Raw genomic sequence first — 25,407 nt, forward strand, 5'->3', positions numbered from 1 at the left:
TCAGCTTCCCTCACTGTCTGAAGCGTAGAAGGTATACGAGAGTGTGATCTCTTTTATCGTGGCGAGTTCGTGGTTCTCGTCCAGATCGGGATCAACGAAAAATACGATGGGCATTTCCACGGTTTCGCCCGGCTGCAGTGTCTGCTCATTGAAGCAGAAGCACTGGATCTTATTGAAATAGATACCAGCTTTATCCGGAGCCACATTGAACACGGCCATGCCGGTCGTGGGCTTATCGGAATTGTTGGTCGCTATGTAATTCACAGTCCGAACCTGACCGATCTGATCGGTCGAGATCGGGGCAGCTTTCACCGTCCATGGCAGTGCACGATCAACATTGACGTCGAAGCGCGTGCTCATAGCGCGGTCGATAACACCCTTTGGGTTACCGTCGGCATATTGTGGCGTGCCGCCAAAACCAGTCACCTGGCAGAACAGCTGGTAAAGCGGAACAGAAGCAAAAGCCAGACCCACCATGCCGATAGCAAGCGACGCCAGAACAATACCTGTGCGTTTATTCTTCGGGTTCTGAGGCGCGTGGCTTAGACCTGCAACGTCAGACATTACAGCGCCCGATCAAAGATTGCAGGACCAAACTTGACGATGGTCAGCACATAGAAGGTGATGCAGAACATGGCCAAGGCCAGCGCCAGCGCCCAAGAGCGACGGGCCCGCTGCTTGCGGAATGCGAGCATCTGTTCTTCGGTCAAATCGTTTGGCGCAAGCTTTGCGCCTACTAATTTGCTCATGGTTATAGGACTCCCATGCGCAGAGCAAAATTATCGACGAGCAGGGCCAAGAAGAGGATGGCCAGATAGCTCAACGAATAGGTGAAGAGACCACGGGCACGTTTGCGCATTTCAACGCTTTCGTTTGCCAGCAGCAGACGGGTGGCGTGCCAAACAAAGCCAACAGCCACAACAGACGCAACCACACCGTAAATCCAGCTCGAGAACCCGAGAAGGATTGGCGCGACGCTCGAAAGCGCCAGTAGCAGCGAATAGACGAAAATCTGAACGCGGGTGGATTTTTCACCAGCAACGTTTGGCATCATAGGGACGCCAGCTGCGCCGTAGTCACCCTGCTTGTAGAGCGCCAGCGCCCAGAAGTGCGGAGGTGTCCACAGGAAGATGATGAGGAACAGCGAGAAGCTAACCCAAGAAACGTCACCGGTAACGGCAGCCCAACCAACCATTGGCGGGAAGGCACCAGCAGCGCCGCCGATAACGATGTTCTGCGGCGTCGAGCGCTTGAGCCACATCGTGTAGACGACGACATAAAAGAAAATGGTGAAGGCGAGGAAGGCTCCAGCGAACCAATTGGTCGCGAGCGTCAGCAACATCACCGAGAAAACGGACAACACCACACCGAAGGTCAGCGCATCATTGCGCTGCATACGGCCGGCTGGAATAGGACGATTAACGGTACGGCTCATGATGGCGTCGATATCGCTATCGTACCACATGTTAAGCGCACCAGAGGCACCTGCACCAATGGCGATACAGGCAATGGCGATCAGCCCAACAACGGGATGGATCGAGCCTGGAGCAACCAGCATGCCCACCAGACCAACGAATACGACGAGCGACATCACGCGCGGCTTCAGCAGCGAGATATAGTCCTCTACGCGTGCTCCGCCCGCCATCACGGTCGAATTTGTATTGTTGTCGATATAGGCCACTGGACTTTCCTTTAGAGCGGACCGCGTCGTAACGCGGCCCGCAGAGTTCTAATTATGCCGAACGCTTAGTGAGCGTCTTTGCTGTCAATGCGTGGCAGGGTCGAGAACTGGTGGAACGGCGGTGGGGAGGACAGGGTCCATTCCAGGGTCGTTGCACCATCACCCCACGGATTATCACCAGCTGGGCGCTTCTTACGGGCAGCTTCCCACATTGCGTAGAAGAAGATGACCATAGCGACGAAGGTGATGTAGTAGCCGATCGAGGAGACACGGTTCCACAGAGCGTAAGCATCCGGATAGTCGACATAACGACGCGGCATGCCAGCAAGGCCGAGGAAGTGCTGCGGGAAGAAGATCAGGTTCACACCAACGAACATCACCCAGAAGTGCAGCTTGCCAAGGAACTCGGAGTACATGTGGCCGAACATCTTGGGGTACCAGTAGTACCAGCCAGCGAAGATCGAGAACACAGCACCCAGCGACAGCACGTAGTGGAAGTGAGCAACCACATAGTAGGTGTCGTGCAGAGCACGGTCAGCCGCAGCGTTCGACAGCACCACGCCGGTTACACCACCAACGGTGAACAGGAAGATGAAGCCGATTGCCCAGAGCATCGGGGTACGGAAGGTGATCGAGCCACCCCACATTGTCGCGATCCACGAGAAGATCTTAACACCCGTCGGAACCGCAATAACCATGGTTGCAGCAACGAAGTAACGCTGTACGTCGAGGCTGAGACCGGTGGTGTACATGTGGTGAGCCCACACAACGAAACCAACGAAGCCGATAGCAACCATAGCGTAAGCCATTGCCATGTAGCCAAAGACTGGCTTGCGGCTGAAGGTTGCCACGATGTGGCTGATGATGCCGAAGCCCGGCAAGATCATGATGTAAACTTCAGGGTGACCGAAGAACCAGAACAGGTGCTGGTACAGGACCGGATCACCACCGCCTTCAGGAGAGAAGAACGAGGTGCCGAAGTTACGATCGGTAAGCATCATGGTGATCGCGCCAGCAAGAACTGGAAGCGCGAGCAGCAGCAGGAACGCAGTCACGAGAACCGACCAAGCGAACAGTGGCATCTTGTGCAGGGTCATGCCCGGTGCACGCATGTTCAGGATGGTGGTGATCAGGTTGATCGCGCCAAGGATCGAGGAGATACCAGCAACGTGCAGTGAGAAGATCACAAAGTCAGTTGCAGGACCTGGGTGACCCGAGGTTGCCAGTGGTGGGTAAGCAGTCCAACCGCCACCGAAGCCCATTGCGCCCGATGGCCCTTCGAAGAACATCGAAAGAACAGTGAGCAGCAGCGCTGGAGGCAGGAGCCAGAAAGCGATGTTGTTGATACGCGGGAACGCGGTATCCGGCGCACCGATCATCAGCGGAGCGAAATAGTTGGCAAAGCCACCCATGGTCGCAGGCATAACGGTGAAGAACACCATGATCAGAGCGTGCGCGGAAACGAACACGTTGAACATGTGCTTACCAGCATCAAGGGCAGCATCGCCATCAACGCCGTAGGCCATTGCAGCCATACCGTGGAAGATCTGAATGCCAGGCTCTTGCAGTTCGACGCGCATTGCGCCCGAAAGCAGGCCACCGACAACACCAGCAAAGATCGAGAAGATCAAATACATGATCCCGATGTCTTTGTGGTTCGTCGAGTAGACCCAACGGCGCCAGCCGGTCGGGGTGTGATGGTCATGCGAGGCATGATCATGCCCGGTCGCATTGGCCTCGAGGTGAGCAGTATTTGCCATGTGTGTTTCCTCTGACCCCTAAATTACAGTGCCGGCAGAAGTGCTACAGAAGCACCGTAGTCACGGCTTTCGGCGAATGCCTTAATAAAGGTGTCGAATTGTTCTGCGGTCACAACGCGCACGCCGATTGGCATGTAAGCATGATCCTTACCGCACAGTTCGCGGCACTGACCATAGAACATACCAGTTTCACGAGCGTTGAACCAAGTTTCGTTCAGGCGACCCGGAACAGCATCCATAAGAACGCCGAAGGACGGAACTGCCCAAGCATGGATCACACCCGATGGGCTTGCAGTGACCTGCAGACGAACGGTTGCACCAACTGGAACGATCAGGTTGTTATCAACAGCAAGTAGACGTGGCTGACCTTCCTGAAGGTCGGCATCGCGAACCATGTTCGAGTCAAAGCCAACGCCCTGATCGACATATTCGTAATTCCAGTACCACTGCTCACCCGAAACCTTGACGGTCAGCGACGCAGCTGGAACTTCGACTTCACCCATGGAGAAGACGTTCGCACCAAGATACTTACGCTCGCCATCTGGCGTGGTCATCTGATCAGAGAGAACGCCGAAGGACGGGATCGCAATGATCACGAGAATCAAGACCGGTAGAACGGTCCAAACGATTTCGATGAGCGTGTTGTGCGTGAAGCGCGCAGGAACCGGATTTGACTTTGCGTTGAAACGCAGAGCCACGATTATCAAAAGCGCAAGCACGAAGAGAACGATCAGCGTGATCGTCCACATCAGCACACCATCGTGGAATGCTGTGATTGAGTCCATGATCGGAGTCACGGAACCCTGGAGATTAAACTGGCCTGGGGCGGGCTGCCCCGTGCCGAGCTCCTGGGCACCCGACACCGCTGGCAGAAGTGCCATTGCGGCCGCGGAAACGGCACCCATCTTTTTAAAGAACTGCCCGGTCACCATATACCCCCTTGTCGACATGTTCTGGCGGCTATCACCGAGAATGAGGGGGTTTGAATAGCGGCATAGCTAACGCCGCCCCGACTCAACCTCGGAGCGAAATACTCTGGAAAGACCGTAAATCATATAGCCGCACGAGAGTCTATTGCGGCCACACTCAACTCTCGTGCGGCAAAAGGTGCCGACAGGACACCCTTTCGCCGCAGACTCGCCTTGTTTGACCGTAAAAAAGAGCCGGAATACCGGGCTTTGGTTGACACCGCCGAGGCTTTTTCGGCAACTGTGCACGTTGGGAAATCAATCCCGATTCTCAGGAGAGGTAATAGAGTGTTGATCTGGGCAAAACGGATTGGTCTCCTGAGCGCGGCTCTCGCCGCCATGAGCGTTTCACCAGCGCTGTCGCAAGGCACCATTCGTGCCGAACATGGCGACTGGCAGCTGAGCTGCGACACCCCACCAGGGGCGACCGCCGAACAATGTGCCATCATTCAGAATGTCTTGGCGGAAGATCAGCCAAACGTTGGCCTGTCGGTTATCGTCTTAAAGACTGCTGACGGAGAAGCCCGTTTGCTGCGCGTTCTGGCGCCTCTCGGCGTGCTCCTGCCGAATGGTCTGGGCCTTAACGTTGACGGCACGGACATGGGCCGCGTCGCATTCGTGCGCTGCTTGCCGAACGGTTGCATTGCTGAAGTTGAGCTGGACGACGAATTAATCTCGACCCTGTCAGAAGGCAGCGAAGCGATTTTCGTCGTGTTCAAAACCCCTGAAGAAGGCGTGGGCATCCCGGTGTCTTTGGCCGGCTTTAAGGATGGGTTTGCAGCGCTTCCCTAAGCGACTGATTTAAAACTGTGAATTGAGCGCGTTGCAGACCTCTGCAGCGCGCTTTTTGTATTCGCGGACAAAAAAATGCCGGGTCCTCGAGAGGATACCCGGCAAGTTGTCAGGAAACGGGACTGGAGGACCAGTCCTTTCGTAGGCCGGGATGAGGCAATCACCCAGACCAACGTCGTGAACAGATCCAAGGACCTGCTAATCTCGTTTGGCTACATCTGCGCGCTACGAGCGCGGGCAGCGTTCAACACCATTGCTGGCGTGCGTGCGCCAGTGGCCTGATGCGCATCAGCAATATCTGACCTGCTGATCCCCAGATCACGCAACAGATGTGGTTCGAGCTCAGATAGCGCACGCAGGGCCACGCCGCGACGGCGATTGGCTGCGGCATTTTTGATCCAGCGCACGAGAATGCGGACGGGATTGTATGACGAGCCAGCCGTGACTGACTGCTCGCCGGGAAGCGAGAGAGCCATCTAAAGTCTCCAATTGCGAAAGGGTGCCGCCGGTCGGGAGATGGCGGCCGTCGCTGAAATGCGCCGATGTGATGGAGATAGAAGCTAGACAGTCATTCGTCCAACAAATAGATTTCATTTTTGTGATCAATATTTGTGATGGAAAGCAATCATGGCTTCCCCGCTCGACCTCGATCAGCTGCAAAGCTTCTGTGCCATTGCCGATTGCGGAAGTTTCACCGAGGCGGCGCGCCGGGTGAACAAGACACAATCTGCAGTATCCATGCAGATTAAGCGGCTCGAAGAGCGCCTCGGCCACCCGTTGCTCACGCGCGACGGCCGCACCGTTTCGATGACCCATCACGGGGAAATTCTCTATGAGCGGGCGCGCAAGATGCTGCGCACCAATGCTGAAATCCTTGATCAATTCAACGATGCGGACCTTGCAGGCTCGATCCGGTTCGGGGTGCCGGACGATTATGCGGTGCGGCTCCTGCCAGTAATTCTCTCAAGTTTTCAGCGCACCCACCCCAAGATCGCGGTTGATGTGGCCTGCATGGCCTCGGAAGAGCTGATCGCTGGCCTCAAGGCCGGGCGCTATGACCTTATTGTGTTCACCCAAGGCACCCAGCAGAATTTTGGGGAGCTGTTCCGCACCGAGAAAATGTTCTGGGTGGCGAGCCACGGCGGCCGGGCTATGGCGAGCCAGCCTATCGCGATCGCCTGTGGTCCATCGTGCTGCATTTGGCGCAAGGATGCGTTCGCAGCTCTCGACCGCTCCGGCATCGACTATCGAGTTGCCTATACTTCGTCCAATGCGACGGCCATCAGTTCGGCTGTGCTCTCAGACTTGGCTATCGGCTTCCTGCCAGAAAGCGCGTTGCAGCCTGGAATGCGTGTGATTGCCGATGGTTATGGCTTGCCGCGTCTGGGCGATGCACAGATTGCCCTGCTGCGTGCCTCGCATGCCTATGGCGGCATTTACGACGCCTTGGCCAAGCATATTGTGCAGTCGATGGGCAATCTTGAGCAACCACCAGCGGCGGAAGCGGCAGAGTAGCAGCTTGACGATGCGCCCTCTTTTATCGCACCAGAGGGCATGGCTCAGCTTCTCACCAATGCATCCGAATTTACCGTCACCGAGATCGCGCATGCGGTAAAGCGCTCGGTCGAAGATGAGTTCGGCCATGTGAGGGTTCGTGGTGAAATCTCCGGCTTCCGGGGCCAACATTCCTCGGGTCACGCCTATTTCACCCTTAAGGATGAAGGCGCGACGATTGACGCTGTGATCTGGAAGGGGAGCTTTTCCAAGCTCAGCTTCAAGCCACAAGAAGGGCTTGAGATTATCGCGACGGGTCGCCTGACGACCTTCCCGCGTTCTTCTAAGTATCAGATCGTTATCGAGAATATCGAACCGGCTGGTGCTGGTGCACTGATGGCGCTCTTGGAAGAACGCCGCAAAAAGCTTTTGGCAGAAGGGCTGTTCGCGCGTGAGCGTAAGCGTCCCCTGCCCTATCTGCCGCGCGTTATCGGGGTGATCACATCACCGACCGGCGCGGTGATCCGCGATATTTTGCACCGCCTTGATGACCGCTTCCCCAGCCATGTGCTGGTGTGGCCTGTGCGCGTTCAGGGGGAAACCAGCGCGCCGGAAGTTGTCAATGCGATTGAAGGGTTTAACGCCCTCGTTCCAGGCGGCGCTATCCCAAGGCCAGATCTGCTCATCGTCGCCCGCGGGGGCGGCTCGATTGAAGACCTTTGGGGGTTTAACGAGGAAGCGGTTGTCCGCGCGGTCGCGGGCTCCGACATTCCCGTCATTACCGCTGTGGGCCACGAAACCGATACGACACTTGTCGACTATGCCTCGGACATGCGCGCCCCGACGCCTACGGCTGCAGCGGAAGCCGCTGTGCCGGTACGGGCTGAACTGATTGCCTATGTTGATGACCACGGCGGGCGTCAGCGGCAGGCCGCGCGGCGCATGTTGCTCTCGCTCAAGGATCGGCTCCGCGCCGCCTCGGCTGGACTGCCACGCGCCAGTGATTTGATTTCAAACCAGCGACAGTCGCTGGATCTGGCATCGAGCCAACTCTCTGGTGCACTTAGACATTTCGTGCAGTCACGGCGCATGGCCTTTGGCACAGCGTCGGGGGCATTGCAGCCGCGCATTATTCGCCAACGCCATAGCGAACTGAGCGATCGCCTCAAAAACCTTGGCCGCCACGCTGAAGGCGGATTGATGAAATCGGTTGAGCGTGCCCGCCTCACCTATGATCCGCGCGCCCGGCGATTGCCGGAAGCAGCGCGAACCGCATTTGAGCGCAAACACACAGCACTCGCGCGGGTTTTGCCACGCCTCTCACCACAACCTTTACGGGCCGATTTGCGTCAGGCTCAGAGCCTTCTCGCCCCGTTGGAAAAGCGTCTTGACCTGACCGCTGCGCAATTGACGCAAGGGCGTCGTCAGCAGGTCGATCAGCTGACTAAGCTAATGGAAACATTGAGCTATCGGAATGTTTTGGCGCGTGGCTATGCCTTGGTGCAAGATGAGGCCGGGCAGATTGTGACCAGCAAATCTGGGGCTAAACCTGGGGATAGTCTCAAGCTCACTTTCGTTGATGGCGATTTGAACGCTACGGTTTCCGGCGCGCCACCAGCGAAACGCAAACCATCGCGTAATCCTGATGGGGGCGGGCAGGAAAGCCTCTTTTGAGGCTCCGGTGAATTGGCTATAGGACAGCACACGGCTAGGAGGTCGACATGAACATCTTCGAAAAAGGCTTCACGCCGAGCGAAGCGACCCTGCTTTATGGTGATGGCGACTATAAGCTTATTAAATCAGGCACTTTCGTGCGCTGCGCCATAACCGGCAAGACCATTCCGCTCGACGAATTGCACTATTGGAGCGTTGATCGGCAGGAAGCTTATGCCGATGCGGCAGCGGCCACTGAGGCGTTTGAACGTTTCGGCCGAGGCAATTGAGTTGAGCGAGGCAGCGACGCGTCAGCGCTTCCTCATCATCTCAAACGGGCATGGCGAAGACGCTATTGCCGCGCAGGTGATTTCCCAGTTTCCCTCCTCTATTGAGGCGGATGCTTATCCGATGATTGGCAGCGGCAAGGCCTATGACGGCATCTGCCGCGTCGTTGGCCCACGCGCCTCGCTGGCCTCTGAAGGCTGGCGCAATGTGAAGGGCTCACTGCGCCGCGATATCGTCAACGGCGGACTGCTCACTGTCCCACCAGCATTGAAATTCCTGCGAAAAATGCGCGGGAACTATGATCGCGTCATCGTGGTCGGAGACATGGTGGGCGTGCTGGCTGGCCTCGTGACCGGCTACCGCGACCTCGTCTATATCGACGTTTATAAAACGGGCGCGGCGCGGCTCTATTCGGGCCTTGAACGCAAGGCCATTGCCAAGGCCTGTAGCCTCGTGTTCTGCCGCGCAGAAAACCTTGCCGCGATGTTGCGCGAGGATGGCGTTAACGCCTCCGCGCCCGGCAATCTGATGATGGATACCATTCCGCACGGGTCCTATGACGCGGCATCGCGCCGTCGCAGGCCTTTGGCGGTGACCCTGCTGCCTGGCAGCCGCGCCCTCACCGCTGAGAGTTTTGCGCTGCAAATCAACGGCTTGCGGCAGGTTGTGCCGGAGCTTATGCCCGATATCTTCCTCGCTGTTGCCGGTAGTGTGCAGATTGACGAGCTGGCCAAAGCGGCCGGTCTGCAACGCTCGCATCACTTGAGCTCGGAGCCCGATGACCTCGGGCAACTGACCGATGGTGACATCACCGTGCATATGGCGCGCGGCCGGGCGATGGGCAATCTCTTGGCCACGTCGGACTTTGTTCTCAGCCAGGCCGGGACTGCCACGATCCAATCGCTGGGCCTAGGAAAGCCCGCGATTACCTTTATCAATCAAAGGGATCGTCGTTCACGCTTTGAAGATGAGCAGAAGCTTTTCGGCGATGCCCGTCTTGTGGTGGACGCCGATGTCGACCAACTCGGCTCGGCCATTATCCGGCTGATCGGCAACCCAGAGTTGCGGATGCGTCTTGGGGCCATTGGCCAAAACAATATTGGCGGCCAAGGAGCCCTGACCGCCATATTAAATTCACTTGGAATTTCAAAGACTTAGTTCTTACTGACCAGTTTGCTCTGGGTTGAGCAGGCGGTGCAGGTGAACGATGAAATAGCGCGTCTGCGCGCTATCAACGGTCATCTGTGCCTTCTGCTTCCAAACCGCATAGGCAGCGGCGTAATTGGGATAAACGCCAACAATATCCACCTTATCGAGATCGGTGAAGGTCACGCCCTCAAGGCTCGATAGTTCGCCACCAATAACGAGGTGGAGGAGTTGCTGATCCGGTGTAGCAGCCATTCTATTCTCGATTCAGGTTGGTTGTTGGTCAGTTTCGCAACCCTGCGGTTCTGGACAACCATAAACCTTGATCAGGGCAGCGTGGATAACTGGTTTTAGGCTGATGTCCGAGAGGGCCGCAAGAGCCCCGTGACGCACATCTCGTTTGTTAAATTGTGGGTAGCCAAGGCACACATCGGCAAAATCCATCCCCGCTTCGCTCAAGATCAGCGCCGCGGCGGCAATATCCCAATCTTGCGATCCGCGTCGCGACACAGCGGCGTCGAGGCGTCCAGTGGCGACCTGCACAAGGCGGTAAGCCAAGGATGGATAGGCAGGGCCGCGCGTGTAATCGAGGCCTGTGGCTTGAATTTCCTGATGAACTGCACCGGGCGCGGGGATCATCGGCAAAGCGCCAGCACGGCGGCTGCGCTGCAATGGGCGGGCGTTCATGCGCGCGCCACCGCCTTTAACAGCGTCATACATTTCGTCGAGCGCTGGTGCATAGACGACGCCGGCGACAGGAACGCCGTGTTCCACCACCGCAATGGAAATGGTCCAATATTCCTCTCCGCGCAGGAAAGCGCGTGTGCCATCAATGGGATCAACCACAAAGCAGCGGGCGCTATCGAGACGGCTAGGATTGTCGACGGTTTCCTCAGAGAGCCAGCCGTAGTCGGGGCGCGCCTGCAACAGGTTCGCGGCCAAGAAGCGGTCGACCATTATGTCGGCTTCGCTGACTGGGGAGGAGTTCTCCTTAGTCCAAGTCTTTATATCACGACGGAAAAAGCTGGACGCAATGAGGCCCGCTGCGACCGCAGTGGAGCGGAGCAGCTCCAGATCATCACTGTAACTTCTGGAATAAGCCGGCATGGTTGCGGGGGTTTTAGGCCCGTTCCCGCCTGAGGACAAGTGCGCTCAAGGCAAGGGGAGGAAACAGTAGAGTAAACGCTCTGCCAATGGGCGCAGTTAACGGGTCATGACTCGGTGTTACGTCCTGCTAACCCTTCGGAAAAGCAAGATAAACTTAACCCAACCGATTAAGGGCCTAGGTAATCATCGGCGCTAAGTTGGGGGCATAACGGAGCACAAAAAAACAAGCTCTCGAAGTTACAGGAAGGCAGAAAAATGGTTTTTGGCGTTGCGATGGAAGGCTCCTCAGTTCAGCTCACCTTCACCCGTTCGGCACTCGCTGGGCAGCGTTTTGAAGGCGCAAACGACAACGGCCACCGCGAACCGGTGAAAACCGTTACCGTCCGCAAGCAGCTTGAGCAGAGCGGCGTCGCCATTAAGGTGAAAGTGCCAGTGGCTGAGTTTGTTGGTGTTGCTGTTGCCACCAAAATCTCGGACGAAGGCGTGCTCACCAGCGTGATCGAACTCGTCCACGCAGACCATGAACTGAACTACAAAGTCTTTGAAGAAGAAGGCAATTTGAACGTCGTTGCCGAGTGGCAGAACTGGGGCAAGAAGCTCCGCCTGCCGCTGTTCATCAAGGCTGGCGATGGCTCTTACATGCCATACACGCAGCAGGTTGATGGCGTTATGGTCGGCCAGACCGCACCGCGTCGCCGCCTTGCCGCTGACGCAGCACGCCGCCCGCGTTTCCTCAATCGCCGTCAGACCGGCCAGCTTGAGGCTTAAGAAGACCTCCATACCCATGCAGACCTATAGAAAAGGGTCAGTCGGTGGTGCGACTGACCCTTTCTGCATTTTGGTGGGGCCTTTTATGGGCCTCAATGGGCTTAGGTGTGGCACCTTGCCGGCACATTATGGCCTGAGGAATGGCCGCGCTTAGGCCGATAGGGGCGCGTTACCACACCCACTCGGCGAGCAGCGCCAGTGAAATAACAATGCCGACATAGTGGTTATTCTGAAACCGAACGAGCGGGTTATCGGCCTTGGACGCGTCGAGCGTATAAAGCTGCCACGCCAAGAGCCCCGCACCGATGAGCGCGATGACGGCAAAGATCACCCCTGCCCCCGCCGTAACCGCAGCGGCGATCCAGAAAACAAAGGCGCCAACATAGAGCGTGGCGACCGCAGGGCCGACATTAGCACCGAATAGGCGGGCCGTGGATTTAACGCCAACCAGCGCATCGTCCTCAACATCTTGCAGGGCGTAGATGGTGTCGTAGCCGATGACCCAGAGAATCGTGCCCGCATACATCAGTATCGGTGCCCAAGTGAGCCCGCCGATCTGGCTCGAAAAGCCCACGAGTGCCCCATAAGAGAAGGCGAGGCCCAAAAAGGCCTGCGGCCACCAGGTGACGCGCTTCATAAAGGGATAGATGGCAACCAGAACCAGTGAGAAAACGCAGGCCCAAACGGTGAAGCGATTGAACTGGAAAAGGATAACAGCGGAAATCAACGTCTGCGCGACGAGGAAAATCAGCGCTTGTTTGGCGGTGACCTGTCCCGAGGGAATCGGGCGCGAACGGGTGCGGGCAACCTTATCGTCGATGTCGCGATCGACGATGTCGTTAAAGGTGCAGCCCGCGCCGCGCATCAGGGCAGCACCAATCAGCATGAGAATGGCGGCGAACCAATCGAAGCCGCGCTCGGGCTGATAGACAGCGGCGAGGCCCAGACCCCAAACGCAGGGCCAGAACAAAAGCCAAATACCGATGGGGCGATCCCAACGCGCCAAGCGACCATAGGGTTTTACGGGTTCGGGCGCGTATTGATCGAGCCAATTGTTTTTCTTGGCGTCGGCAACAGTGCCAGGTGAAACAGCCATGATGACCCCTGCGAATATGGTTAGCGGAGTATTAAGGGGCTGGGCCGGTTGAGGGAAGAGGGTGTTTAGGACGGGGTGTGGATTGGGGAGAGTTCTGCCGCAACCCTCGGGGTTGACCCGAGGGCGACGGGGTTGGGCCGGTTAAGCGGCGGTGTCGGAGAGCCAAGTGCTAATGGCTGGCGCGTCTTCGGGGCAGAGGTCATGTCCGCTGTTGACGATCTTCACGGTCACTTGCGCGCCGCGTTCCATCATAACGCTTGCCAGTTTTTCGCCCTGAGTGCGGAAAGCGTCGGTCTCACCCAAGACAATCAACACAGAAACACCCGCCAAATCACCGTCTGGCAACTCTGAGAGCACCATGACCGGGCGGATCAGGACCGCACGCTGCACAAGGCCGGGGTGGAGCAGCATGGCGGAACTTAAAAGATTGGCGCCATTGGAATAGCCCAAGGCCACAAAGTGCTTATCATCAAAGGCATAGGCGTTTTTGGCTTCTTCAAAGAAGGCTTCGAGAGCGCCGGATTCAAAGCGCACGTCCTGCTGATCGAAGATCGAGGGACCAAAGCTGCGGAACCAGCGTTGCACGCCGCTTTCCGTGCTGCGACCGCGAATGCCAAGCAGCGTGGCTTCGGGGGCGGCGCGATGGGCCAAAGGCATCAGGTCGGCTTCATTACCACCCGTGCCATGCATGAGGGCGATGGCTATGCCATCGGCATTTTCAGGGGTGAAGATTCGGTGGGTGTAGATGAGGTCGCGATAGACCACGCGGTCCTCGCCCGGCAGACCAAATTGGGGCAGCATGACCTTCACCCCTTCCGGATCACTGGTGTCGGGCGGCACAAACAGAGTTCGGCCTAGCTTTTCAAGGCTCTCGTCGGTGGTAAAGCCGGGACCGTCGCTGGCCATTTCGATCAGTGTTCCACCCGGCTCGCGCACATAGAGCGAGGTGAAATAGTTGCGGTCATGGACATTGGTGATGCTGGAATTGAGCTTGCGCAGCTCCTTTTCCACTGCCAGCACTTCGTCGGCATCGACAGCGCGGACCGCGACGTGATCGGCGGTTCCGGCTCCCGCGACGCCGGGCCAGAAGCCAGAGGCGTCACGAATATCGAGCACATCGCCAATGTCGGAGGTCATGCGCACGATGGGGCCTTCGCGCCCGGCAGTCTTGAAGCCGAAATACTGGCTCATGAAGGCAGTGGTTTCTTCCTGAACGTCGGAGAGCATGGTGACGCCACGAATGCGGCGCACCGCGTGTTCGCCCGGAATGTCGCCAACAGGCATGTCGAGAGCGGGCAGATCGGCGCTGACCAGTTTCACCATTACCCCATCCGGATCGCGCATGCGCAGAACCGTTTCGCCGAATTCCTGGCCAGTGCCTTCAACTTTGACGCCAAACAAGAGAGCGCGCTCGATCCAGAAGCCGATTGAGCCTTGCGACACGGCAAGTGCCATTTCGCTCACCTGCCCCGCGCCGGCCTGGCCCTTGGAGCCACCTTCCCAAGCAAGGAAGGTGATGAGCGATCCGGGATTGGCGGCATAGTCGCCGTAAAAGAGATGGAGCTGGGTGGCATCTTCATAGCCGCCGGTGCGCTTCACCAGCCTGAGCCCGAGGAAACCGACATAAAAATCCACATTGGGCTGTATGGCGGCGGTGATCAGGGTGACGTGGTGAATGCCTGAAGTCATGCGTGGCTCCGAAATGTCCTACAGCGATAACGATAAAGCCTGAATGATAGATGCATCAATTCAGCGGCGGGCGGGGAGCACTTAATATTGGGGCAGGAAGTGTATAGCCCTCGGGTCAAGCCCGAGGGTGACAGCTGGAGGGTTGGAACGGTTCAGCGGCCGTACGCTTCTTATCGGCTGCGGCCGAAGAGGCGTTCGATGTCGTTTTTCTTGAGTTCGACATAGGTCGGGCGACCGTGGATGCACTGGCCAGAGTGTGGGGTCGCTTCCATGTCGCGCAGAAGAGCGTTCATTTCATCGACGCGCAAGCGACGCCCGGAGCGTACCGAGCCGTGGCAGGCCATGCGGGCGATGATCTCTTCCATGCGGTCGGTGAGAGCGGCTGTGCTCTCCCATTCGGCGAGGCCATCGGCCAGATCTTGCACCAGCCCATGCACGTCCGAATTGCCCAAAATGGCGGGCGTTTCGCGCACGGCAATGGCCCTTGGGCCGAAGCGATCGAGATAAAGCCCAAATTTCTCGAGCTGTTCGGACACCTCTTCGAGACGCTGGCAGTCTTCCTCGGGCAGTTCGACGATGACCGGGATTAGTTGGGCTTGGCTCGCGACTGGACCGGACGCCATTTGCGCTTTGAAGCGCTCATAAACGAGGCGCTCGTGAGCCGCGTGCTGATCGACCAGCAAGAGGCCGGTGTCGTTTTGAGCGATGATGTAATTGTCAAACATCTGCGCCCGCGCGGTGCCAAGCGGAAACTCCTGCGCAGGTGGGGCTTCGGCCACAACGGTTTCAACCCGCGCGCTGGGGGCGGTGAAGCCGGAGAGAGCGCCGGGCTTGCCATCATAATTGAGCGGGGCGCGACCATCGTCCTTGCGGAAGAAGGAGCCGCCGGTGGCCGCATAAGTATAGGCTGGGGAGCGGCCTGCGCCGAAGCCGGGGCTGGCATAATTGGTGGGGCGCGCGCCAAAATCCAAGGCGGGCATGGCGGGCGCAGCAAGACCATCACCCAGCGCATTGGGTGCTGAGAGTTCGGGAGCGGTGAACGCGCCCAAAATATCATCGGCAACGCTGGAGGACGCTTTAAAGCCCGCTGCGGCAAGCGCCGCGCCAATGCCATTGATGACGGCGCTGCGCACCGCGCCTTGATCGCGGAAGCGAAGCTCGGCCTTGGCGGGGTGGACGTTGACATCCACCTCACCGGGATCAATGGCGATATAGAGGGCAATGACGGGGAAGCGATCGCGGAAGACATAGTCGGCGAAAGCGGCGCGCACGGCACCGACCAAGACCTTGTCCTTCACCGAACGACCGTTGACGAAGTAGAATTGGGAGAGCGAATTGGCGCGCGTATAGGTCGGCAGACCGGCCATGCCGGCAACGACCACACCATGGCGAGCCGAGGCCAGTTGCACAGCGTTTTCAACGAAATCGGCGCCCATCACCTGACTGAGACGCCCCGCGAGGGCACCTTCGCCGGAAAGGGCTGGCCAGTTCAGCGTCTGACGATCTGCGCCTTCAAGGATGAAATGGATTTCGGGATTGGCCATGGCCAGCCGCTTCATCACATCGGTGATGGCAGCGGTTTCTGACCGAGCGGTTTTGAGGAATTTGCGACGGGCCGGGACATTGGCGAAAATGTCCTTCACCTCGATCACCGTGCCACGGTTCATCGCCTTGGGCACGGGGCCGCTGCGTCGACCGTTATCGACGACGATTTCAAGACCACTTTCGGCATCAGCCGGACGCGAGGCCACAGAGAGGCGCGCGATGGAGCCGATGGAGGCCAGCGCTTCGCCGCGAAAACCCATGGTGCAGATATCGTCGAGATCGTCACTCGCCAGCTTTGAGGTGGCATGCCGCTCGACCGACAGCATCAGATCGGCCTTGTCCATGCCATGACCATCATCGGTGATGCGGATGAGGTCCATGCCGCCATTGGCGGTGGTGACGGTGATGCGGCGCGAACCAGCGTCGATGGAGTTTTCAACCAACTCCTTCACAACGCTTGCAGGGCGTTCGACCACCTCACCGGCGGCGATACGATTGATGAGGTCTTCGGGTAGCTGGCGAATGGACAAGAGCGATTCTCCTTGGCCCAATTATAGGGGAGCCAGACCCGGCTGCCGACCCCTGCAGTGCCCCCTCGCCTATCGATGTTCACGACGTCGGCCACTTCAGCATTGACCCCAGCATCGTCTCGGGTTCTGCTAGCCCCATGAGCAATGGGCTGCGTCGGGCGTTCACGGACTGGGGACGCCGGGTAAATAGTTTTTGGGATGCGCTGGCAGTCCACCTGTCTCCGCCCGGCATGTTGGTCGGCGCGATGTTTTTTGCCGCCTCACTGACACCATCACTGCTGCCGCGTTCCGAAGTTGCGCAAGGCGTGCTGTCGGGGGCGTGTTTTGCCGTTGGCTATGGCTTTGGCAATCTCATCCATTGGTTCTGGGGCTTTCTGGGGCTGCGAGTGCCGCCGGGGCGGATCACCCGTGTTTTGGGTATTACCGCTGCGCTGGGGTGCATCGCGCTGGTGCTGATCGCGCTCTATTGGACGACCGGCTGGCAGAACTCGGTCCGCGCCGTCATGGGCCTGCCGGAGGTGGACGAGTATCAGCCCCTCATCATTGCGCTTGTCGCTGCGCCCGTATCCATCGCTTTTCTGGTGCTTGGAAAAGCACTGGTCACGCTCATTCGTCTGGTCTGGTCTTGGCTGATGCCGCACATGCCACGGCGGGTGGCCTTGGTCATGTCGATCACACTCGTCGGTCTGGTCGTGACCTTGCTGTTCAACAATCTGGTTTGGCGCGCTGCCCTACGCGGTGCTGAGCGATTTTATGAGCAACTCGACGCGGTGATTTCGACCGATGCTGCGCCCCCCTCAGAGTGGCATCAAACGGGGTCCCCGCAGTCGCTGATTGAATGGGAAACCATTGGTCGCGACAGTCGTCGCTATCTCTTGGATCACAAGAGCGCCGAGGACATCACGCAAGTGACCGGCCAGCCAGCGATTGAGCCCCTGCGCACCTATGTCGGCCTGCGGTCAGCGCCCAATGTCGAGGCGCGGGTGCAGTTGGCACTCGATGAGCTCAAGCGTATCGGAGCCTTTGACCGTGCCGCTTTGGTCCTTGCTATGCCGGTGGGAACGGGCTGGGTGGACCCTGCCGCGATTGATACGCTGGAGTATCTTTTCCACGGCGATGTCGCGACGGTTGCTGTGCAATATTCCTACCTCGCCAGCGTGCTCTCGCTGCTGATTGAGCCCGAATATGGCGCGGAAACGGCCAGTGCATTGTTTAGCGCCGTCTATCAATATTGGACGACGCTGCCCAAAACCTCCCGGCCCAAGCTCTATCTGCACGGCCTGAGCCTTGGCGCAATCGCCTCACAAAACGCCACGACCGTTTATGATGTTTTGGGCGACCCGTTTGATGGCGCGCTGTGGGCGGGACCACCGTTTTCGAGCCCGATCTGGAAGCATGCGACCGACTTCCGCCTCGCGGGGACACCGCAGTGGCTGCCAAAGTTTGGCAATAGCTCGGCCGTGCGCTTCATGAACCAATCGCGCCCCGAAGACTGGGACGATACGCCATGGGGGCCGATGCGGATTGTGTTCCTGCAATACGCCTCCGATCCGATTGTGTTCTTCAATTTTGACACCGATTGGACCCGGCCCGATTGGTTGAGCCAACCCACCGGCCCCGATGTCTCCCCAGCGCTGAACTGGTATCCGATCGTCACCTTCCTGCAGCTGGCGGTGGATGCGGCTCTGGCGCAAACTGCGCCCGTGGGGTACGGACACGTTTATTCGCCGCATGACTACATTGACGCCTGGGTGGCGGTCACCGATCCGCCGGGTTGGGACGCTCAGTCCATCAATGCGCTCAAAGCGGCGATCAATATTGACGATTATCACCCGAGCAATCAGTGACTGAGACGACCTTAAAACCTATGGAGCTTGCTCTGTCGCTAGCCGAAGAGGCTGCAGCACTGGGGGAAGCGCCTGTCGGTGCGGTGGTTGTCGAGGGGACGCGCATTCTGGCGGCAGAGCGCAATCGCATGCAAGCGCTGAAGGACCCAACAGCCCACGCCGAGTTTCTGGCCATTCGCGCGGCATTGGAGGTGCGCGGCACAGGGCGGCTCGATGGATGCGATCTCTATGTGACGCTTGAACCCTGCGCCATGTGCGCCGGGGCCATCGCCCACGCCCGGGTGCGGCGCGTCTATTATGCGGCTGAGGATGTGAAGGCCGGTGCTGTCGAAAACGGCGTACGCCTCTTTGATCAGCCAACCTGCCACCATCGACCCGAAGTTATTTCGGGCCTATCGGCGGAGCGCGCAGAAAATATGTTGATAAGCTTCTTTCGAAAACTACGTACTTCGTAATTGAATCATCGCGTTAGGCTGCGAGCACTGCTTTTTGGCAGTAAATTCTGATTTCACGCCGGAAAATATAGAATAAGACTAGCCACACAATCCCAAGACATTTTGAGGGTGGTGCGGTGTGAAGGCATATGTCGCGCGTCGATACGGCGGGCCGAATGTTCTGAGCCTTGAGGATGTTGCCAAACCAGAACCGGCCTCAGACGAGGTTTTGGTGCGCATCGTCGCCAGCTCCGTCAACTCGGGAGATGTTCGAGTGCGCGGCTTTGATATCCCCAAAGGGATGCGCACGATGGCCCGGCTCGCATTAGGCTGGTCCGGCCCCCGCCAACCGATCATGGGCACTGAATTTTCAGGCGTTGTTGAGGCCGTGGGTGCAGAGGTCAGCCGCTTTCAGGTGGGGGACCGTGTGTTCGGGTTCCCCGGTGGCAAGATGGGCGCTCATGCCGAGTTCATCGCGATGCCCGCCAATGGCCGCATCGCCAAACTCCCCGCCAGTCTGAGTTTTGAACAAGGCGCGGCGCTGTGCTTTGGCGGCTCAACGGCGCTGCACTTCCTGCGTCAGGCCAAGCTCCGCCCCGGCGAGAGCATTCTGATTATTGGGGCAACGGGCACTGTTGGCCATGCCCTAGCGCAATTGGCCCAGCATCGTGGCGCGCGTGTGAGCGCTGTGACCAGTACGGGCAATATCGATCTGCTCAATGAGCGGAAATTCGACCGGGTGATCGACTATAAAACCACCCCGCTCGCCAGTCTTAATCTGGGGTTTGATATTATCGCGGACTGCGCTGATGCCTTGGATTTCAAGTCTGCCCAGCGCTTGCTCAAGCCTAAGGGGCGCTATCTGTCCGTCGCGGGTACGCTCAAGGAAATGCTCGCTGCGCTTGTCCCCGGCCCTCACGGCACCAAGATGATCGCAGGGCCTGCGGCGGAGCGCGTGGAAGACATTTCCCTGCTCGCCGAGCTTGCAGAAAAGGGGCATTTTACGCCCCTCATCGACACAATAATCCCGTTCCCGCAATTGCCCGATGCGCATGTGCGGGCGCAATCCAAGCAGAAGCGCGGAACAGTTGTTGTGCTGCACCAATAGGTTATGAGCGCGGAGCGGGTTGTGCCGCCTCCAAGCGACCCTGAATATAGTCTTCGATGCGCTGGGCCAGCAGCCGCTTGAAGCGGTCCTTCTCGCCTTCGACGCTGGCCAGAATATCCTTCACCCGCCAATATTCCATCGCGCCAAAGCTGGCGACCTTGGGGCGGATATACATGTCTGGCGGATAGGCAGCGATCATATGAGCAGTGAGCGAGTGCATCATGATCGAGGCTGAGCCAAACCACATATCAATCGCGCCAAAATCGGTGCGATTGAGCCCTTCGGATGGATCACCGACGACATCGATGCCGATGGTGAAGTCGCTATCCAAATCGACTTGATCAAGCGGCAGAGGATTGACCACGCCGCCATCCACCAACATGTGCCCGGCATGCAGCACCGGCTTGAAGAGGCTAGGGATGGCAATCGATCCGGCAATTGCAGGTTGTAAAAGGCCTTCGGCAAACACCACTTGGTGCCAGCTGCGAAAATCCGTGGCGACGACGCGCAGGGGGATTTTCAGCTCATGAAAGCTTGTCGGAAAATGCTCGGGCAAGAAAGCTTCGACGACATGCATGCCGTCGAGTTGGGTGGGAATGCCTTGCTTGAAGAGGCTCCCCAATCCGCGCACCTGGGTTGACCACAGGCGGCCGGCGATAATCCGCATGGTGCCCAAGACCTTGATGGAATGCTCGCGCAGCTCTTGCCCGGTCATGCCCGAAGCCCAGCCAGCGCCGATGAGCGCGCCAATCGAGGTGCCCGCGATGACACTGGGTTTGAGCCCAAGCTCATCCATCGCCTCGATATAAGGAATATGCGTTAGCCCACGGGCCGAACCACCGCCGAGCGCAATGCCAATGCGTGGGCCACCAGAAAACACCATTTGGCTCCGCTCCTTCTCTCCGGCGCGCAGAGCTTGGGCGTAAGCCAATCCTCGAAGGTGACGAGGTGTGAGGTCAGTACCCGTCTGCGCTCGGTTCGTGTCCGAACGCGCCGAGCTTACTGAGGGCGGGTTGAGAAAGGGTTCAATTGACTTCGCGGGCAATCTCACGCCAGCCAATGTCGCGGCGGGCGAAGCCTTCTGGCCAAGAAATGGCATCCACACCGGCATATGCACGCTTCTGCGCCTCGCTCACCGTACCACCGAGAGCGGTGACATTGAGCACGCGCCCCCCATTGGCCAATAAACGGGTGCCATCGCGCTTTGTTCCGGCGTGAAAGACCATCAAATTGTCAGTGTTGAGCCCTTCTGCGCCAAAGATCTCGCTGCCCTTGTCATAGTCGCCGGGATAGCCCTTGGTCGCCATGATCACGGTCAGCGCATATTGGTCGTGCCACTCGACATCCTTGCCAGCCAGCGTGCCGGTGGCGACAGCGTAGAGCAGCGGAACAATGTCGCTCTTCATGCGCATCATCAGCACTTGCGTTTCCGGATCGCCAAAGCGCGCGTTGTATTCGACAAGCTTGGGACCATCGGCTGTAAGCATGAGCCCGGCGTAGAGCACACCAGCATAGGGCGTGCCGCGCTGCGCCATGCCGCGTACGGTCGGCTCAATGATGGTTTCCATGACCTCGTCATAAACTTCGCGCGTCATGACGGGCGCTGGCGAATAAGCGCCCATGCCGCCGGTGTTCGGGCCAACATCGCCATCAAAGGCGCGCTTGTGATCCTGCGCCGTGGTCAGCGGCAGGATCGCGTCCCCGTCGCAGAGAACAAAGAGGCTGACCTCTTCGCCTTCCATAAAGTCTTCGATGACGACGCTTGCGCCCGATGCGCCAAAGGCGCCGGAGAAGCAATCAATGACTGCTTCCTCAGCATCTTCCACATTCATGGCGACAGTGACGCCCTTGCCTGCGGCTAGGCCATCGGCCTTGATCACAATGGGCGCGCCAGCGGTGTAGAGATAGGCCAAGGCGCTGGCTTCATCTTCAAAGCGGGCATAGCCAGCGGTGGGAATATCGAACTCGTCGCAGAGGGCTTTGGTAAACCCCTTGGAGCCTTCCAGCTGCCCCGCTTCTTTCGAGGGGCAGAAGCAGGCAATCCCCGCGGCGCGCACATCGTCGCCGAGACCGGCGACCACCTGTGCGTCGGGGCCGACAACGACGAAATCAATGTTTTGGTCTTTGGCCGCAGCGATCACTGCGGCATGGTCGGTGACGTCGATGGAAAGATTGGTCGCGACGCCATCTGTGCCGCCATTGCCCGGCGCAACAAAGACCGCCTCGACCTGTGGCGACTGCGCGATCTTCCAAGCGAGCGCATGTTCACGACCACCGGAACCAATGACCAAAACGCGCATGCTCGCCTCCATCGCTAATGTATGGAGGCGTATGGACGAGACGGAGCTTTAGGGCAAGAGCTTCCTAAAGCTCAGCGGCCTTGAAGATGGGGGTGATGTCGCCGTTCCATTCGTTGTGGAAGCGATCGAGCCACACTTCGGCCGGGCTCTTGCCGCTGCGTACGGTTTCTTCGAGCGGGGCAATGTGGATGCTTTCGTCTTCGCCCTTGGCGTTGAGACGATTGCGGCGCGCTAGCCCCGCCGAAGCAATGCCCACAGCTTGTGCTGCGATATCGAACAGGGTTGAGCGATCAAACGGCGTGTTCAGCCCCAGACGCGGGACTTCGGAGCGCAGATATTCGCGCTCTTCATGCGTCCAGTTTTTGACCAGCTCCCACGCGGCTTCGAGCGAGGTTTCGTCATAAAGCAGGCCCGTCCAGAAGGCGGAGAGCGCCACCACATGGCGTTCGTCGCCCATGTCAGCGCCGCGCATTTCGAGGAACTGCTTCATCCGCACTTCGGGGAAAATGGTCGAGAGGTGATCTTCCCAATCGCCAATGGTTGGCTTTTCGCCCGGCAGCTGCGGCAGCGCGCCATCGAGGAAAGCGCGGAAGCTTTCGCCCGCGACATTGATGTACTTGCCGTCGCGAATGACGAAGTACATGGGGACGTCGAGCGCATAATCGGCATATTGCTCGAACCCAAAGCCTTCTTCAAAGGCGAAGGGGAGCATGCCGGTGCGGTCATTATCGGTGTTCAGCCAGATGTGGCTGCGGAAGCTGAGGAAGCCACTGTCCTTGCCATCGACGAAGGGCGAATTGGCAAAGAGTGCGGTCGCAATCGGCTGCAGCGCAACCGAGACGCGCAGCTTCTTGACCATGTCGGCTTCGCTGGAAAAATCGAGATTGGTCTGCACTGTGGCCGAGCGGTACATCATCGATGTCCCGAGCGTTCCCGTGCGACCCATATAGTCGGTCATGATGCCGTAGCGCGACTTTGGCATGGCCTTGATCTGCTCGACGGACCACAGAGGGGTTACGCCGAGGCCGAGGAAGTGAATGCCCAACTCACCGGCCACCTTTTTGGAGATGGCCATGTGTTGCGCCAGTTCATCGGCGGTCTGGTGAATGGTTTCGAGCGGCGCACCCGAGAGCTCAAACTGACCACCCGGCTCAAGCGACACGCCGCCAGCGCCTGCGGTATTGCTCAGGCCAATGGCGTTTTCGCCATCGTAGAAGGGCGTCCAGCCGGTTTCCTTGGCCACGCCCTCAAGCAGAGCCTTGATCCCGCGGTCACCGGCATAAGGGACCGAATCCAGCGGATTGGTATAGAAGACGTGCTTTTCGTGCTCGGTGCCAATGCGCCACTGATCTGCGGGTTTGCACCCGCGCGACATTGCCTCGATGAGGTCGTTACGCGATTCAATCAGCGGAGTGGTTTTGGCGCCGGCCATATAGTCCTCGAAGCTTGCAACCATAAAGTGCGCGGCGAACATAACCACCGCAAGGCGGAAAGCAATCGCCTTTTATCGCCAATCACCGATGGTCGCTTGGATAACCGCCATTGCAGCCACCGCCGCCGTATCCGCGCGCAGGATGCGAGGACCCAGGCTAATCGGCCTAACATATTCTAATGAGCGCAGTTTTTCGCGCTCTGCGTCCGAGAACCCACCCTCCGGACCGACGATCAGGCCAAATTTTTGGCCTGCAATATTTGTCAGTTGCTGAACAGGGGAAGACGATGCTTCGCCCTCATCGGCAAAAATCAGAATGCGGTCGCCGTGTACCTCGCCCCAAGTTTCGATCAGTCGCGTCAACGTCACTTCAGGCGCAATTTCAGGCACATTGAGAACCTCGCACTGCTCGGCAGCTTCAATGGCATTGGCGGAAAGGCGTTCCATCTTCAGGCGATGGACTTGCGTATATTCGGTCATCACCGGCTGGATGGTGCTCGCGCCCATCTCCACCGCTTTTTGGATGACGTAATCGAGACGCTCATTTTTGAGCGGCGCGAAGCCATACCAGAAGTCGGTTGCTGGGGACTGCGGGGCGATCTGTTCGACGGTTTGCAGGATCACATGCTTTTTTGAATCGGATGTGAGACGACAAAGCCAAGCGCCATCGCGACCGTTAAAGAGCACCACCTCGTCGCCCACGGATTTGCGCAGGACAGCCGCGAGGTAAAGCGACTGGTCCTTGTTCATCTCGACGCTAGCACCAAGCGTTAGATCGTTCTCGACAAACACGCGCTGCAATTGTGCAAATGACCGGGGCATAGTCTTACTCTCTCAACTCTGCCCCACATATCCGCGCTCCCCGGCTGGGGTGCAAGAGCTGATAGGCACCTTTGATGGTCCAATCGTCGCGAGGGGGCTTGCGGGGTTTAGCCGCCCCACCCCAACCTCTCCGTCAGGGGGAGGCAGGAGCGATGGTGTGTGTACTAGGTCTGTTCTGGTGTCAGGCGCTTGAGGTGGTCGGCTTGGAATAGGCACATGCGTAGGACGGTTCGGTATTCACCGTGCACGAAAAACTCGTCTTTCAACTCGCCCTCGATGATGAAGCCGAGTTTTTGATAGATGTGCAGCGCGCGGGCATTGTCCTTGTCGACGACAAGATAGAGCTTGTGCAGGTTTAGGACCGCAAAGCCGTATTCGAGCGCGGCACGGGCCGCTTTTCCCGCATAGCCTTTGCCCTGATGATCGGGGGCGACGATGATCTGGAACTCGGCGCGGCGATGAATGTGGTTGATTTCCACCAGCTCTACGAGGCCGACTGGCGTACCCGCGTCTTCGGCGACAAAACGGCGTTCGGTTTGATCGTGGATGTGGTCTTCGTAAAGACCCAGCAGCTCGTCAAAAGTTTCGAACGGCTCTTCAAACCAATAGCGCATGACGGTGGCATTGTTGTCGAGGCTGTGCACGAAGCGCAGGTCCTCGCGTTCCAGCGGACGCAGGCGAAAGCTATCGGGGGCAGACATGAAGGCTCCAAAACTGATTTGGAGAGGAACGACGTGAGGGCGGGTTTTGATCCGGGGGGCGTTACCGCCACCTAACTTCTAGCTGGTAGGGGGAGGGATGGGATCCAGTGTGCGGCCGCTGCGAAGCACCGTGGGGACGCAGTAAATAGAGAGCTGATGGAGGAATGCAATCACCCCACCCCGGCCCTCCCCTCAAGGGGAGGGAGAAGAAGGTTCTTTACCTGAGGAGGCGATTTTGGCCCCAAA

The 25,407-nt window shown here is 58.4% G+C and carries 25 protein-coding genes; 9 read left to right on the forward strand and 16 right to left on the reverse strand.

Features of this window, described 5'->3' with window-relative positions; translation table 11 throughout:
* The 5 genes from JHL21_RS08465 to coxB all read right to left on the reverse strand — a co-directional run bounded on the left by JHL21_RS08465 (nt 1) and on the right by coxB (nt 4,391).
* On the reverse strand, nt 1-564 hold the full coding sequence (locus tag JHL21_RS08465; protein WP_200212959.1) for a cytochrome c oxidase assembly protein: 564 nt from the start codon (nt 562-564) through the stop codon (nt 1-3).
* Complete coding sequence (locus tag JHL21_RS08470) at nt 564-749, reverse strand: hypothetical protein (protein WP_169195864.1); 186 nt, start codon at nt 747-749, stop codon at nt 564-566. The genes JHL21_RS08465 and JHL21_RS08470 overlap by 1 nt, the downstream gene beginning before the upstream one ends.
* A 2-nt stretch (nt 750-751) precedes the next feature.
* Nucleotides 752-1,645: a heme o synthase gene (locus JHL21_RS08475; protein WP_200213050.1), complete on the reverse strand. Its 894-nt coding sequence runs from the start codon at nt 1,643-1,645 to the stop codon at nt 752-754.
* Nucleotides 1,646-1,746: 101 nt separating this feature from the next.
* Complete coding sequence (gene ctaD / locus JHL21_RS08480) at nt 1,747-3,441, reverse strand: cytochrome c oxidase subunit I (protein ID WP_169195863.1); 1,695 nt, start codon at nt 3,439-3,441, stop codon at nt 1,747-1,749.
* A gap of 23 nt (nt 3,442-3,464) precedes the next feature.
* Nucleotides 3,465-4,391, reverse strand: coding sequence for a cytochrome c oxidase subunit II (gene coxB / locus JHL21_RS08485; protein WP_367948170.1), 927 nt, complete (start codon nt 4,389-4,391; stop codon nt 3,465-3,467).
* A gap of 357 nt (nt 4,392-4,748) precedes the next feature.
* Between coxB and JHL21_RS08490 the strand changes: the two genes are divergently transcribed.
* Nucleotides 4,749-5,201 carry an invasion associated locus B family protein gene (locus JHL21_RS08490; RefSeq protein ID WP_182395898.1) on the forward strand — a complete coding sequence of 151 codons (453 nt, stop codon included), beginning with the start codon at nt 4,749-4,751 and terminating at the stop codon, nt 5,199-5,201.
* A gap of 212 nt (nt 5,202-5,413) precedes the next feature.
* Here the strand turns inward: JHL21_RS08490 and JHL21_RS08495 are convergent, their stop codons facing one another.
* Entirely contained in the window at nt 5,414-5,677 is a 264-nt protein-coding gene (locus JHL21_RS08495) for a DUF1127 domain-containing protein (protein WP_200212960.1), read from the reverse strand.
* A 151-nt stretch (nt 5,678-5,828) separates the two neighbouring features.
* On the opposite strand from JHL21_RS08495, the gene JHL21_RS08500 reads away from it, so the two are divergent.
* From JHL21_RS08500 to JHL21_RS08515, 4 genes are read left to right on the forward strand one after another with little or no spacing between them, the layout of a single operon-like run.
* On the forward strand, nt 5,829-6,716 hold the full coding sequence (locus JHL21_RS08500) for a LysR family transcriptional regulator (protein WP_200212961.1): 888 nt from the start codon (nt 5,829-5,831) through the stop codon (nt 6,714-6,716).
* A gap of 39 nt (nt 6,717-6,755) precedes the next feature.
* Nucleotides 6,756-8,369 (forward strand): exodeoxyribonuclease VII large subunit, encoded by a 1,614-nt coding sequence (gene xseA / locus JHL21_RS08505; protein WP_200212962.1) that lies wholly within the window; start codon nt 6,756-6,758, stop codon nt 8,367-8,369.
* A gap of 47 nt (nt 8,370-8,416) precedes the next feature.
* On the forward strand, nt 8,417-8,638 hold the full coding sequence (locus JHL21_RS08510; protein WP_169195858.1) for a DUF2093 domain-containing protein: 222 nt from the start codon (nt 8,417-8,419) through the stop codon (nt 8,636-8,638).
* A 1-nt stretch (nt 8,639) separates the two neighbouring features.
* Complete coding sequence (locus JHL21_RS08515) at nt 8,640-9,794, forward strand: hypothetical protein (protein ID WP_210338870.1); 1,155 nt, start codon at nt 8,640-8,642, stop codon at nt 9,792-9,794.
* Between the two features lie 3 nt (nt 9,795-9,797).
* On the opposite strand, the gene JHL21_RS08520 is transcribed toward JHL21_RS08515, so the two are convergent.
* Together JHL21_RS08520 and JHL21_RS08525 are read right to left on the reverse strand one after the other, a co-directional pair.
* Nucleotides 9,798-10,037, reverse strand: coding sequence for a DUF4170 domain-containing protein (locus JHL21_RS08520; RefSeq protein ID WP_169195856.1), 240 nt, complete (start codon nt 10,035-10,037; stop codon nt 9,798-9,800).
* Nucleotides 10,038-10,049: 12 nt separating this feature from the next.
* Nucleotides 10,050-10,889 (reverse strand): 3'(2'),5'-bisphosphate nucleotidase CysQ, encoded by an 840-nt coding sequence (locus JHL21_RS08525; RefSeq protein WP_169195855.1) that lies wholly within the window; start codon nt 10,887-10,889, stop codon nt 10,050-10,052.
* 255 nt (nt 10,890-11,144) lie between these two features.
* Here JHL21_RS08525 and JHL21_RS08530 point away from each other — a divergent pair, with 255 nt between their 5' ends.
* Nucleotides 11,145-11,657 carry a DUF6101 family protein gene (locus JHL21_RS08530; protein ID WP_200212964.1) on the forward strand — a complete coding sequence of 171 codons (513 nt, stop codon included), beginning with the start codon at nt 11,145-11,147 and terminating at the stop codon, nt 11,655-11,657.
* 169 nt (nt 11,658-11,826) lie between these two features.
* On the opposite strand, the gene ubiA is transcribed toward JHL21_RS08530, so the two are convergent.
* The 3 genes from ubiA to mutL all read right to left on the reverse strand — a co-directional run bounded on the left by ubiA (nt 11,827) and on the right by mutL (nt 16,517).
* Entirely contained in the window at nt 11,827-12,753 is a 927-nt protein-coding gene (ubiA, locus tag JHL21_RS08535) for a 4-hydroxybenzoate octaprenyltransferase (protein ID WP_200212965.1), read from the reverse strand.
* Between the two features lie 141 nt (nt 12,754-12,894).
* Complete coding sequence (locus JHL21_RS08540; RefSeq protein ID WP_200212966.1) at nt 12,895-14,442, reverse strand: VOC family protein; 1,548 nt, start codon at nt 14,440-14,442, stop codon at nt 12,895-12,897.
* 170 nt (nt 14,443-14,612) lie between these two features.
* Nucleotides 14,613-16,517, reverse strand: coding sequence for a DNA mismatch repair endonuclease MutL (gene mutL, locus JHL21_RS08545; protein WP_199531288.1), 1,905 nt, complete (start codon nt 16,515-16,517; stop codon nt 14,613-14,615).
* Nucleotides 16,518-16,654: 137 nt separating this feature from the next.
* Here mutL and JHL21_RS08550 point away from each other — a divergent pair, with 137 nt between their 5' ends.
* The 3 genes from JHL21_RS08550 to JHL21_RS08560 all read left to right on the forward strand — a co-directional run bounded on the left by JHL21_RS08550 (nt 16,655) and on the right by JHL21_RS08560 (nt 19,906).
* On the forward strand, nt 16,655-18,364 hold the full coding sequence (locus JHL21_RS08550; protein WP_200212968.1) for an alpha/beta-hydrolase family protein: 1,710 nt from the start codon (nt 16,655-16,657) through the stop codon (nt 18,362-18,364).
* Between the two features lie 20 nt (nt 18,365-18,384).
* Complete coding sequence (locus tag JHL21_RS08555) at nt 18,385-18,819, forward strand: nucleoside deaminase (RefSeq protein ID WP_200213051.1); 435 nt, start codon at nt 18,385-18,387, stop codon at nt 18,817-18,819.
* A gap of 118 nt (nt 18,820-18,937) precedes the next feature.
* A complete protein-coding gene (locus tag JHL21_RS08560) occupies nt 18,938-19,906 on the forward strand; it encodes an NAD(P)-dependent alcohol dehydrogenase (protein WP_200212969.1) in 969 nt (322 codons plus the stop codon).
* Nucleotide 19,907: 1 nt separating this feature from the next.
* On the opposite strand, the gene JHL21_RS08565 is transcribed toward JHL21_RS08560, so the two are convergent.
* The 5 genes from JHL21_RS08565 to speG all read right to left on the reverse strand — a co-directional run bounded on the left by JHL21_RS08565 (nt 19,908) and on the right by speG (nt 25,161).
* Complete coding sequence (locus tag JHL21_RS08565) at nt 19,908-20,789, reverse strand: patatin-like phospholipase family protein (protein WP_200212970.1); 882 nt, start codon at nt 20,787-20,789, stop codon at nt 19,908-19,910.
* A 142-nt stretch (nt 20,790-20,931) separates the two neighbouring features.
* Complete coding sequence (purD, locus tag JHL21_RS08570; protein ID WP_200212971.1) at nt 20,932-22,206, reverse strand: phosphoribosylamine--glycine ligase; 1,275 nt, start codon at nt 22,204-22,206, stop codon at nt 20,932-20,934.
* 64 nt (nt 22,207-22,270) lie between these two features.
* Entirely contained in the window at nt 22,271-23,638 is a 1,368-nt protein-coding gene (locus JHL21_RS08575) for a glutamate--cysteine ligase (RefSeq protein ID WP_169195846.1), read from the reverse strand.
* A gap of 72 nt (nt 23,639-23,710) precedes the next feature.
* Nucleotides 23,711-24,460, reverse strand: a complete 750-nt coding sequence (locus JHL21_RS08580) for a 16S rRNA (uracil(1498)-N(3))-methyltransferase (protein ID WP_200212972.1) — start codon at nt 24,458-24,460, stop codon at nt 23,711-23,713.
* Between the two features lie 164 nt (nt 24,461-24,624).
* Complete coding sequence (speG, locus tag JHL21_RS08585; RefSeq protein ID WP_200212973.1) at nt 24,625-25,161, reverse strand: spermidine N1-acetyltransferase; 537 nt, start codon at nt 25,159-25,161, stop codon at nt 24,625-24,627.
* Nucleotides 25,162-25,407 lie beyond the last annotated feature (246 nt).

Origin of the sequence: Devosia sp. WQ 349K1, assembly GCF_016595685.1 — a bacterium.
Taxonomy (GTDB): Bacteria; Pseudomonadota; Alphaproteobacteria; order Rhizobiales; family Devosiaceae; genus Devosia.

Coding starts and splice junctions, on each gene's coding strand:
- JHL21_RS08465 (WP_200212959.1), bottom strand. CDS start 564: ATGTCTGACGTTGCAGGTCTAAGCCACGCGCCTCAGAACCCGAAGAAT.
- JHL21_RS08470 (WP_169195864.1), bottom strand. CDS start 749: ATGAGCAAATTAGTAGGCGCAAAGCTTGCGCCAAACGATTTGACCGAA.
- JHL21_RS08475 (WP_200213050.1), bottom strand. CDS start 1,645: ATGGCGGGCGGAGCACGCGTAGAGGACTATATCTCGCTGCTGAAGCCG.
- ctaD (WP_169195863.1), bottom strand. CDS start 3,441: ATGGCAAATACTGCTCACCTCGAGGCCAATGCGACCGGGCATGATCAT.
- coxB (WP_367948170.1), bottom strand. CDS start 4,391: ATGTCGACAAGGGGGTATATGGTGACCGGGCAGTTCTTTAAAAAGATG.
- JHL21_RS08490 (WP_182395898.1), top strand. CDS start 4,749: ATGAGCGTTTCACCAGCGCTGTCGCAAGGCACCATTCGTGCCGAACAT.
- JHL21_RS08495 (WP_200212960.1), bottom strand. CDS start 5,677: ATGGCTCTCTCGCTTCCCGGCGAGCAGTCAGTCACGGCTGGCTCGTCA.
- JHL21_RS08500 (WP_200212961.1), top strand. CDS start 5,829: ATGGCTTCCCCGCTCGACCTCGATCAGCTGCAAAGCTTCTGTGCCATT.
- xseA (WP_200212962.1), top strand. CDS start 6,756: ATGGCTCAGCTTCTCACCAATGCATCCGAATTTACCGTCACCGAGATC.
- JHL21_RS08510 (WP_169195858.1), top strand. CDS start 8,417: ATGAACATCTTCGAAAAAGGCTTCACGCCGAGCGAAGCGACCCTGCTT.
- JHL21_RS08520 (WP_169195856.1), bottom strand. CDS start 10,037: ATGGCTGCTACACCGGATCAGCAACTCCTCCACCTCGTTATTGGTGGC.
- JHL21_RS08525 (WP_169195855.1), bottom strand. CDS start 10,889: ATGCCGGCTTATTCCAGAAGTTACAGTGATGATCTGGAGCTGCTCCGC.
- JHL21_RS08530 (WP_200212964.1), top strand. CDS start 11,145: ATGGTTTTTGGCGTTGCGATGGAAGGCTCCTCAGTTCAGCTCACCTTC.
- ubiA (WP_200212965.1), bottom strand. CDS start 12,753: ATGGCTGTTTCACCTGGCACTGTTGCCGACGCCAAGAAAAACAATTGG.
- JHL21_RS08540 (WP_200212966.1), bottom strand. CDS start 14,442: ATGACTTCAGGCATTCACCACGTCACCCTGATCACCGCCGCCATACAG.
- JHL21_RS08550 (WP_200212968.1), top strand. CDS start 16,655: ATGAGCAATGGGCTGCGTCGGGCGTTCACGGACTGGGGACGCCGGGTA.
- JHL21_RS08555 (WP_200213051.1), top strand. CDS start 18,385: ATGGAGCTTGCTCTGTCGCTAGCCGAAGAGGCTGCAGCACTGGGGGAA.
- JHL21_RS08565 (WP_200212970.1), bottom strand. CDS start 20,789: ATGGTGTTTTCTGGTGGCCCACGCATTGGCATTGCGCTCGGCGGTGGT.
- purD (WP_200212971.1), bottom strand. CDS start 22,206: ATGCGCGTTTTGGTCATTGGTTCCGGTGGTCGTGAACATGCGCTCGCT.
- JHL21_RS08575 (WP_169195846.1), bottom strand. CDS start 23,638: ATGGCCGGCGCCAAAACCACTCCGCTGATTGAATCGCGTAACGACCTC.
- JHL21_RS08580 (WP_200212972.1), bottom strand. CDS start 24,460: ATGCCCCGGTCATTTGCACAATTGCAGCGCGTGTTTGTCGAGAACGAT.
- speG (WP_200212973.1), bottom strand. CDS start 25,161: ATGTCTGCCCCCGATAGCTTTCGCCTGCGTCCGCTGGAACGCGAGGAC.